Source organism: Actinosynnema sp. NPDC091369, assembly GCF_044757065.1.
Taxonomy (GTDB): Bacteria; Actinomycetota; Actinomycetes; order Mycobacteriales; family Pseudonocardiaceae; genus Actinosynnema.
The window spans coordinates 837,579-847,461 of sequence record NZ_JBIVUG010000003.1 but is presented as its reverse complement, the minus strand read 5'-3'; the positions used below and the strand labels follow the sequence as shown (position 1 = coordinate 847,461).

The window sequence follows — 9,883 nt, the reverse complement described above, 5'->3', positions numbered from 1 at the left end:
GCTAACCAACCTCACCAACCTCACCACCCTCCGACTACGCAACAACCGAATCACCCAACTACCCGACTGGCTCGACAACCTCACCAACCTCACCAACCTCTGGCTCGACAACAACCAAATCACACACATCTCTAGCAGGCTTTCTGAAGTTGCAACCCTTTCCTTGAACGTCAATCTATTGACCGAACTTCCTGGATGGATCGGTGATCTTGCGCAACTAACCTCTCTTCGAGTTGGGCAAAATCAACTCACTTATGCACCCGACTGGCTGAGCAAGCTTACCGATCTTGTAGATCTCGACCTTTCAGGAAGCCACCTCGCCGAGGTGCCCTCCTGGCTAACCAGCTTGACGAAGCTCACGAACCTGCACCTCGACTACAACCAGTTCACTCATTTGCCTGACTCCATTGGCAACCTCACCAACCTCACCAATCTCCAACTCAGCAACAACCAGCTCACTCACTTGCCCGACTCCATTGGCAACCTCACCAACCTCACCAATCTCCAACTCAGCAACAACCAGCTCACTCACTTGCCCGACTCCATTGGCAACCTCACAAAAATGCGCCACATCTGGCTAGGGTACAACAAATTAAGCCGACTACCTGACGCGATTCGAAATTTCGCCGATCTCAGCCTTCTTTGGCTCGACGAAGGTCAGATTTCCGATCTACCTGACTGGCTAGGTGAGCTAACAAATCTCACGACGCTATGGCTCGCCAACAACCAAATCAGCCAAATACCCGACTCGCTCAGCAACCTCTCCGCACTGGGTTACATCGATCTCTCGGGCAACAAAATTACCACTCTACCTGACTGGCTAGGTGAGCTAACAAATCTCACGACGCTATGGCTCGCCAACAACCAAATCAGCCAAATACCCGACTCGCTCAGCAACCTCCATAATTTGAGCGATCTAAATATCGAGCAAAACCAACTGAGCCATCTACCGATTTCTATGGCGAAAATGGCGAGCCTTCAAAACTTGGCAGTTGCCGAGAATCCCCTCATTAGTCCACCTCCAGAAATTGCGGCAGGTGGATCCGATTCCATTCTTGCGTTTCTAGCCGCTCGCGAACGCGGAAGTTCGGCTCAATGGGTATCTAAGCTATTGGTTGTCGGCGAGGGCGGGGTAGGAAAGACCTCCCTAGTCAAAGCTCTGACCAATAAAGATCACGATGCCGGTGAACCCACTACTCATGGCATCACCGTAAGTAATCTAAAGTTGCCACATCCCAATACTCCGGATGCCCAAATGCAGCTAAATCTTTGGGATTTCGGTGGACAGCAGATCTATCACGCAACCCATCAGTTCTTCATGAGCAATAGGGCACTCTTTCTTTTGCTTTGGAATTCCCGCCTGGGTTGGGAACAGGGAAAGCTCCAATACTGGCTAGACATGATCACCGCACGAGCACCAGAATCTCCGATCATTCTTGTTGCGACCCACATCCATGGACGCCCAGTAGATCTTCCCCTCCAAGAGCTTCGCGATAATCATCCTATGATCAGAGGTAGTTTTTCTATCGATAATGAAACACGGGAGGGACTTGAAGGGCTGTCGAAGTTCATATCACGGGAAGCAGCACTTCTTCCGCTTATGGGCGCAGAGTGGCCAAGCGACTGGCTAACTGCAACAAACGCTATCAGAAGCACAAAAGAACCCTACACAACACCACAGCAACTATGGCAAATGCTCAATGACTCCGGCGTCGCCGATACGCCGCAACAAAAGTACATTGCGACCGCCTTGCATCAACTAGGTGATATTCTGTACTACCACGACGATGTCGAGCTTTCTCAAACCGTAATCTTGAAGCCTAGTTGGGTAAATGAATACATCAGTAAAGTGCTTGATAGTTCCGTCGTAGCAGGCGCCCACGGGATTCTCACTAGAGGTCATTTGGACGAGTTGTGGAGCGACCTCAACCGCGGGTTACGCGACCACTTCCTTGGGATGATGGACAAATTTGACCTTTCATATCGCATCGAAGGCGGAAGAAAAGGTGAAATAAGTCTAGTCGTAGAGCGCCTACAGTGGGATCCTCCTGACTTTAAGACCCAATGGGACACAGGCTATAGCACGGATAACGTGCATGAGATTCGCGTATTGTACCGCCTAAACACTTCACCACCTGGAATTCCGACGTGGTTTATAGCGCGATCACACCGGTTTAGCACGGGAATTCATTGGCGCACAGGAGCGCTATTGCGTAGCTCAGACGGCAAAAACTTGGCACTCGTCCGCGCTGACCGCCATCGAAACGTTGTCGAGCTCTCGGTACGCGGCCCGTCCCCCGCCGCTTTCTTCTCAGTGCTCGACGATGGACTAAATCTGACTCTCGAACGGTACCCAGGCCTCGAAATCCTTCGACAAGTACCTTGCCCGTGCGGTAGTGAAAACAATGACAGCGGCTGCGCAGAATTGTTTGACTATGACGACCTTCAAGCCAGACTGGAAAGAAACCCCCCTCGCGACGACATCGAGTGCAGAAAGTCCGGCACATTTGTTTCAGTAACCAGACTTCTGCACGGAATCGCACCAACCGACCGGGATGCGACACGCGCCAACATCGAAAAGCTTATGCGTACGATGACCAGTATCGTCGAAACCGTCGACAAAGTTGACCAGAACGTTAATCGCGTACATGACAAAATCGATTATTACGGCGGCTACGCCCAGCATATGTTCTTGAGGCTCCAACATTTGGCACAGCTGCAACAAGAAACACGCTGCCCCAGTGTAATCGCAATTGTACCGCTAGATGGGAAACGGATTGCCAGTACCCCCTACGAGGTTCGTTTATATTGCGAAGAACCTGGCGCCTGGCATAGGCTACCAGAATCAAACGGTTGCTACGGGATCAAGCAGCCGAACGAGTGGTTTCAGAAACTGGGGCCATACTTGCAATTTATGATTACCGCATTTAAGCATGCGGCGCCGCTTGCAGGACCAATTCTCGGTATTGCGGTTGATCAGTTGGACAGCCAGCTAAAGGCAGATTGTGACCTGATGAAGGAACTAGCAAATCAGGTGCCTGCCGAACTGGCGTATAAAGGTGAACTGTCAAGCGACCAGGCTCAAAGCGATGCCGCTTCTGCACGTGCTACGAACGATGCCGATTTCAGGGCACTGGAGGCGATGCTGGTTAAACTCGACCCAGAACGCCGGTGGGGAGGTCTTTCCCGGTTCACCACTCCCGAGGGTCTGACACTCTACCTATGCGACGAGCACTTGGCATCGTACAAGTCCCCGCGCCAAATTTGATAATTGCCCACTTTGGTACCAGACGAAGGCCCAATTGCAGCATCAATTTGCCGAACGCACAATTTTATTGGAACCTTCATGAGCCCGCCCGACCGACAGTCAGACCTTACGTCGGTGCCGTAATTTCGCTAATTCGCGTCCGAGAAAAACGACAGAATGGATAAACTGGTGTCTTGTGGGTGCGTCGTGCCGACTACCACTTTTACTCCCTATGGCATAGAGTCGATGCTGTGACTGAGTACCCGCAGAAACTTAGCTGGAAGGTCCGCGGCGAGCGCACCATATATGACAACCCGTGGGTGCAACTCAACCTGGTCGATGTCGAACCTCCGGATGGCACACGATTCGAGCACCATGTGGTCAAATTGCACCACGTCGCAGTTGCATTGCTGTTGAATCAAAATGAGGAGGTTTTGACGCTTTGGCGGTACCGGTTTGCTGTTGATCAGTGGGGTTATGAACTCATTGGTGGACTGGTTGAGGAAGGTGAAGATCCGGCTACTACGGCGGCGAGGGAAGCCGTCGAAGAGACTGGTTGGCGGCCGATCGGCGAGCCGGAGCACATCGCTACATTCCAACCGTTGCCCGGCATGGTGGATGCTCCAGTGAACGCCTACATCTGGCGGAATGCCGAGAAGGTGGGCGAGCCGACTGACGCTGAGGAAGCCGCGCGGATCGAGTGGATTCCGATTGATCGGATGTTGGAGCTGATCAAGCGTGGTGAGGTGCTTGGGTCGGGGGCGATTGTGCCGCTGTTGTTTTACTTGGCTTCACGCAATGCCGGGTCAGCCGATCTCGGGTAGTTGTAGTTTGGCTAGGCGCTGGCGTTGGCGGTCGGAGCCGATGCGGGAGGCTAGTTGGCGGGCTTTGGCCGCGTAGTTCAGTGCTCCCTTGCTGTCGGCTGCGGTGGCGTAGGCGAAGGCTAGGTCGGCGTACATGTGCAGTTGGGCGCGGATGGCGGAGTGTGGGGACGTCTCCAGTTCCCGCACTGCCGCTTCGAGGTTGGTGACGGCGTTGTGGTCGGCGAGGCGCACGAGTGCGCTGCCGCGCCATCTGGCTAGGTGTCCGTCGTTGAGCATGAGGTGAGGCAGCTCGGGGTCGATCGGGTTGGTGGGCAGAAGTGCTTGCGACTCATCGAATGCGCGTAGGGACTCGTCGTGGTGTCCGGCCGCTGCGAGTCCTTCTCCGTGTGCTGCGGCGAGCCAGCTTCGGAGGAGGGACGGGGCGCGGTTGTCGGCTACGTGGCGCGCGTGCTCCAGCAGCTCGACTGCTGCGGCCGGTTCGCCGATGTCCAGGAGGATCACGGCTTGCTGTGCTGTGGCGTGCGCCAAGAGGTGCGGTGAGTCGGCTTCGCGGGCGGATACCTTGGCGTCCTCGTGGTACTGCCACGCTTGTAGTTGTGAGCCTCGGTCGAGTGCTGTCCAGCCGGCGAGGGTGCGGGCGTCGGTGAGGATGGCTGCCAGGCGTTCGCGAAGGTGGGTGCTCACGCTGAACGTTTTGACGCTTTCCATTTGGCGGACGAGGTTGTTCAGTTGGTCGAGGACGACGACGGCTCCGAAGCGTGCATCGGAGTTGCGCAGGTCGTTGACTTGGCGTTGGAACAGGTCGAGTGTTTCGCGGTCGATGTTGCGTGCGATGACCAGGCGGTCGCGGAGTTCTTCGGCGGATTCGTTCAGATGCTCGGGCGGGAAGCCCAGTTCTTCGTTGGTTCGGCCGTAGAACTCGCGGAAGAGTCGTTGGTAGCCAGGGTCGGTGACTTCTACGCGGCCGTTCTCCCAGCGGGAGAGCATGACGGATAAGGCTGACTCGCTGGCTACGGGTATGCCTAGTGTCCTACCTCGTTCGAGGAAGTAGCGTACGACCTGTGCTTGGGTGCGTCCCGACTCGCGCCGGATGGCTTGGAGCCGTGTGATCGGTCGGTCGGCTCGGCGTTGTCCTGCCACGTTCTCCCCCGTCCCCTGAGGCCGTGACCTGCGAACTTAACTCCACCTAACACGTGGGGCGTTAGCCGCTGACAATTATCTCTACCCCCTGTTCGGCGGTCTGCTGTTACCATGACAGCGACGCAGGAACCGTCGAACGACCACCGCGAGTCAGTCTTTTCTTCGCGACTCGTCGTCAAGTCGATTGGTGAGCGTCCCGAGTTGGGCGCGCAGTCCGCGAATCTCCCGGATGATGGTGTTCAGCAGCGGGATCACCGGGTTGTCGACCTGTGCCGCGGTCGCGTCTGCTTCCGGCGGGTTTTGGCCGTTCAGAACCGCGGTCAGGTGCTGTGGGTGCCAGTCGAGCGCGATCGACAGCGCTTCGAGGGTGCGCGGGTTGCGTCGGCGTTGGATTCGGCCTTGCTGGATCTCACGCACGATCGCGAGCGATACGCCCGACTTCTCGGCGAGTTCCCGCTGCTTCAGTGCCAGCTCCGTCGCGCGGGCGTTGACTGCCTCCGCGACTGCCGACCAATCCTCTTTCACGTACGCCTCCGTGCTCCGCCCTCAGCGCCGACGTTAGCGCGCGACTGAGGCGGATTTAGGAGCGTTCACTGACATCAGCGGCTATTGGCCAATAATCACGGCTTATGTCAGCGCTTCGAGCGGTGAAATCAGTCTTTCGGAGGCGTGAGCATTGAGTACGACCACTGGTGTGGGCGCTGACTCGCCCACCTTCTACACCGTGCCTGAGGCTGCCCGCCTCATGCGCATCGATCCGTCCACCCTCTACCGGGCCATCCGGGAAGACGCCTTCCCGGCTGTCCGGGTGAGGACTCGGTACGTCGTTCCAGCGCGGGCTGTCGAGGAGATGGTTCGGCGGGCCGTCGACTCCGGCGGCGTGGTCGACGTGGCCGGGATGGCTGCCGAGCGACGGACCGCCCGTGAGATCGCTCGACTCACCGGAGGTGCCTGGTGAGCTCTGGCGACTACTACGAAGTGATCGCTGCGGATCTTGACCGGTTCGCGGCGGTGCCGGACGAGGTGCTGTGGGAGATCGTCACGCTGGATGGCCGGTGCCTGTGGTTGGTGCCGACTGACGAGGCGTCCGAGTGGGATGAGGAGGAGTCGACCGACCGGGAGTTGGCGGCCCGGTTGTGCGCCGAGTGCCCCGTGCAGCGCTCGTGCTTGGAACTGGAGTTGCGCACGGCCGGTGCCGAGACGGTGGGCGTGTGGGGTGGCCTGTCCGAGGAGGACCGGCGAGCCCTGTACCCGGTGTGGCTGGCTCGGCGTAGCCGGATGGGTGGGCCGTCGTCATGACGATCAACCTGACTGTTACGCAGGTGCTTGCCGGTGTCGGTGTGCTGTTGGCGTTGGTGATGGTGTGGCGGGCCGGTTCGCGCAAGGCGAAGGCTGCGGCGGACACGGCACGGGCCGGGGCGCGGTTGCTGTCGCTCACGGGTCGGGTGCTCGTGACGGCCGGCGTCATTGTGGGTGTGCAGTGGTTGGTGATCACCCATGGGCGGGACTCCACGCTGTTGTGGGTGGTGCTGGGTCTGCCTGCGTTGTTCTCGGCTTACACGCTCACCAGGGCGTTGACGGTGACCGCGGTGGACGGGCCGCGTCGCAGGGGTGATCGGCGGTGAGCACACCGAAGGGTGTGGGAAGGGTGGTCGCCTTCGGGCGGCCACCCGCCGCGCCGGACGAGAACACGGCGGCCAGGCTCGCGCGGGAGGCTGCCGAGGCGGCGGAGCTGCGGGCGCACCAGGCGCGGCCGGACGTGGTCGCGTTGCGGGTGGAGCGGGTGCGGGCGCAGGTCGACCGGTTGTGCTGGGCGGGGATCGTGCTCGGTCTCGGCTTCACCATGACCAACGTCCAGCACTTCGCGGCCGGTGACGCGCCGGTGTGGTCGCTGCCATGGTTGGCCGCCTGGCTGCTCGATCCCACGGTGTCGCTCGTGCTGCTGGCGATCCTGCGGGCGGAGCAGGTGACGGCGCGGTATCGGGTGCGGACGGGGCCGTGGGTGCGGCGGGCGAAGTGGTTCACGCTCGCGGCCACCTACGTCATGAACACCTGGGCCTCGTACGCGGCCGGGTCGTTGTCGGGGATCGTGCTGCACTCGGTCCCGCCGCTGGTGGTGTTCGTCGCGGCGGAGGCGGTCACCGACCTGCGGGACAAGCTGACCGAAGCGGTGTCGGCAGCGTTCACGGAAGCCGACCGGCGTGCTCCGGCGAGCGTTCATGAACCACGGCCGCGAACGAGGACTGGGAGCCGGACCACGTTCGGGGAGTACCTGGCGGCAGCACGGGCTGCGTGGACGCCAGGGACCACGGTGACGCCGTCGTGGGTGCGTGAGGTGACCGGGTGCTCGCGCGGGCTGTCACCACGGCTCGCCGCCACGCTCGTCCGTGAAGTGGGCGGAGCGGGTCATGAACGGTAGGGAGGTCGTGAGCGCGGTTTTGGAAGGCGAGTTCGTGAACGACGGGCCACCGCTGCGGCGGGGGTCGTGGGCACGGCGGCTGACGGACTGGTGGCTGCGTTCGCCGCGCGTACCGAGTGCCTTGAAGTCGCGGCGGCTCGTGGTGCAGGGCGTCAAGGATCTCGTGGTGGCGGTGCTGCGGTCGCCGTTCCGGTTCGTCGGCGCGGTCGTGCGTGGGCTGGTGGTGGCGTTGCGGTGGTGGCGGTCGTGGGTGCGGGTCGCCGACTACCGGGCCGCTGCGGAGCAGTCGGAGAAGTTGGCGGACAAGTTCACCGACATCCGGGCACTGGGGTTGTTCCGGTGGAAGGTCACCGGCGCCACCCTCGCGACCACCGGTGTGGCGGTCGCGGTGCTCGATCTCGTCTACGGGCACCGGGTGCTGTGGACCGGCGGCGGGGTGGTCGCGGTCGCCTTGGCGGTACTTGGTCGGCGCAAGGACGGCTCGCCGGGCCGCAAACCGGTGCTGGCGGGTCCACGGACGCTGACGTGGACGATGGATCCGCAGGTGCTGGTGGACGCGTTCCGGGACGCGAAGCTCATCGGCAAGGACGAGAGCTTGCGGCTGGTCGAACGGGCCACCAGGCAGGGTGACGGGTGGGCGGTCACGGTCGACCTGCCCGCGACGCGCAAGGCGGCCGACGTGGTGAAGAACCGGGAGGCGTTGGCATCGGCCCTCGCGGTGGACGAGGTACAGCTCATCGTGGAGCGGGTACGCGGCAACGGCGGCCACGCGGGCAGGGTCGCCCTGTGGGTCGCCGACGAGGACCCCTACGGCTCACCTCCACTGCGGACGCCGTTGCTCAACGTCGAGCGGTGGGACGCGTGGCGGCCGGTGCCGTTCGGCCGTGACGCACGGCAGCGGCGGGTGGACCTGCCGTTGGTGTGGACGTCGTTGCTCGTGGGTGCGATCCCGAGGCAGGGCAAGACTTTCGCGGCGCGGCTGGCAGCCGCGGGCTTGATCCTGGACCCGCACACCCGGCTCTACGTGGCCGATTTCAAGGCCGGGAAGGACTGGTACGCGGCGGCACAGGTCGCACACCGGTTCATGGCAGGCGACGAACCGGCCCACGTCCTGGCGCTCGTGGACTGGCTCGTGGAACTCGTCGCCGAGGTGCAAGGCCGCTACCGACGGATGCAGGACCTTGACGACGAGGTCTGCCCGGAATCGAAGATCACACCGGCCATGTCCCGTGACCCGAGTCTGAACATGCCGGTGACCGCGATCTTCGTTGACGAGGTGCAGATCCCGCTGGAGGACCGAACACCCTTGGAGGTGCAGGACAAGAAGCTGACCGCAGGGGAGTACGTCGGCGAGCTGCTGACGTGGCTCGCACGCAAGGGACCGGCGGCCGGAATCGTGCTCGTGCTGGCCACCCAACGGCCGGACAGCAAGACCATCCCCAGCAACCTGCGGGCCGTGCTGGGCTCGCGGTTCGCGCTGCGGGTCATGGACTGGCGTGACAGCAACATCGTGCTGGGCGAGCAGATGAACACACGCGGCTACGATAGCAGCCGCCTACTCGCCACCCACAAGGGCGTGGGAATCCTCCGGCCGGATGGGGAGACCACAGCAGGGGCGGATGTGCTCGCCACCATCGTCCGCACCTACTACATGCCCAACGAGGACTGGCGCACGATCTGCGCCCGTGGACGCGCGCTCAGGGAGTCAGAGGGCACCCTGTCCGGCCACGCGGCCGGACAGGACAACCGCCCAATGCTCGATCACGCGGCAGTGGCCAAGGCGGTTGGCACGGTCGCCGAACGCACCAAGGAACCGGAGGTGCCGGAACCTCTGGCGTCCGTTGTGGACTACCTCGGCGACGATCTGCAACCGGGTGGACGCGAGTTCGTCCCCACAGCGGAACTGGTGGCCGCGTTGGACCTCGAGCCGACCGCGTTCGGTCTGCGCATGGGTGAGTTCGGATGCCGTCCGACCCGCGACCGGATCACCACCGACGACGGCGTGCGGCAGGTGCGCGGCTACCTCGTCGCCGACATCCGCGCGGCAGTCGCCGCCGTTCAAGAGGGTGCGATCGTGGACGGGGAGGTGGTCGAGGATGACCGCTGACCCGTCCCGGACCCCGTCCCACGCCGGTGAACCCGTCCCATCGGCTGTGACACCTCACATAGCGCCTCTCACCAGCGCAAACACGCCCTTGTGACAGGTGGGACGGGACAGGGAAACCCGTCCCATACGACACGAAACGGCCGTGT

Annotated in this window: 9 protein-coding genes; 7 read left to right on the top strand and 2 right to left on the bottom strand. The window is 61.4% G+C overall.

Annotated elements, in window-relative coordinates; translation table 11 throughout:
• Both ACIQMJ_RS16620 and ACIQMJ_RS16615 read left to right on the top strand, forming a co-directional pair.
• The coding region (locus tag ACIQMJ_RS16620; protein WP_499761820.1) for a leucine-rich repeat domain-containing protein at window positions 1–3,268 on the top strand (3,268 nt) is incomplete at its 5' end.
• Between the two features lie 230 nt (window positions 3,269–3,498).
• Window positions 3,499–4,071, top strand: coding sequence for an NUDIX hydrolase (locus tag ACIQMJ_RS16615; protein ID WP_499761819.1), 573 nt, complete (start codon window positions 3,499–3,501; stop codon window positions 4,069–4,071).
• On the opposite strand, the gene ACIQMJ_RS16610 is transcribed toward ACIQMJ_RS16615, so the two are convergent.
• Together ACIQMJ_RS16610 and ACIQMJ_RS16605 are read right to left on the bottom strand one after the other, a co-directional pair.
• A complete protein-coding gene (locus tag ACIQMJ_RS16610) occupies window positions 4,054–5,058 on the bottom strand; it encodes an NsdA family TPR-like regulatory protein (protein ID WP_499761818.1) in 1,005 nt (334 codons plus the stop codon). The two genes, ACIQMJ_RS16615 and ACIQMJ_RS16610, sit on opposite strands and share 18 nt — an antisense overlap.
• A gap of 303 nt (window positions 5,059–5,361) precedes the next feature.
• The gene (locus ACIQMJ_RS16605) at window positions 5,362–5,736 is read right to left on the bottom strand and encodes a helix-turn-helix domain-containing protein (RefSeq protein ID WP_499761817.1); all 375 of its coding nucleotides are present in this window, start codon (window positions 5,734–5,736) and stop codon (window positions 5,362–5,364) included.
• Between the two features lie 169 nt (window positions 5,737–5,905).
• On the opposite strand from ACIQMJ_RS16605, the gene ACIQMJ_RS16600 reads away from it, so the two are divergent.
• Genes ACIQMJ_RS16600 through ACIQMJ_RS16580 form a run of 5 tightly spaced genes read left to right on the top strand, consistent with a single transcriptional unit; the run spans window position 5,906 to window position 9,737 of the window.
• Window positions 5,906–6,169, top strand: a complete 264-nt coding sequence (locus ACIQMJ_RS16600; RefSeq protein WP_499761816.1) for a helix-turn-helix domain-containing protein — start codon at window positions 5,906–5,908, stop codon at window positions 6,167–6,169.
• Window positions 6,166–6,510 carry a WhiB family transcriptional regulator gene (locus tag ACIQMJ_RS16595; RefSeq protein ID WP_499761815.1) on the top strand — a complete coding sequence of 115 codons (345 nt, stop codon included), beginning with the start codon at window positions 6,166–6,168 and terminating at the stop codon, window positions 6,508–6,510. The genes ACIQMJ_RS16600 and ACIQMJ_RS16595 overlap by 4 nt, the downstream gene beginning before the upstream one ends.
• On the top strand, window positions 6,507–6,836 hold the full coding sequence (locus tag ACIQMJ_RS16590; RefSeq protein ID WP_499761814.1) for a hypothetical protein: 330 nt from the start codon (window positions 6,507–6,509) through the stop codon (window positions 6,834–6,836). The genes ACIQMJ_RS16595 and ACIQMJ_RS16590 overlap by 4 nt, the downstream gene beginning before the upstream one ends.
• Window positions 6,837–6,850: 14 nt before the next feature.
• Entirely contained in the window at window positions 6,851–7,630 is a 780-nt protein-coding gene (locus ACIQMJ_RS16585) for a hypothetical protein (protein WP_499761838.1), read from the top strand.
• A complete protein-coding gene (locus ACIQMJ_RS16580; protein ID WP_499761813.1) occupies window positions 7,620–9,737 on the top strand; it encodes a cell division protein FtsK in 2,118 nt (705 codons plus the stop codon). The genes ACIQMJ_RS16585 and ACIQMJ_RS16580 overlap by 11 nt, the downstream gene beginning before the upstream one ends.
• The last annotated feature ends 146 nt before the right edge of the window (window positions 9,738–9,883 follow it).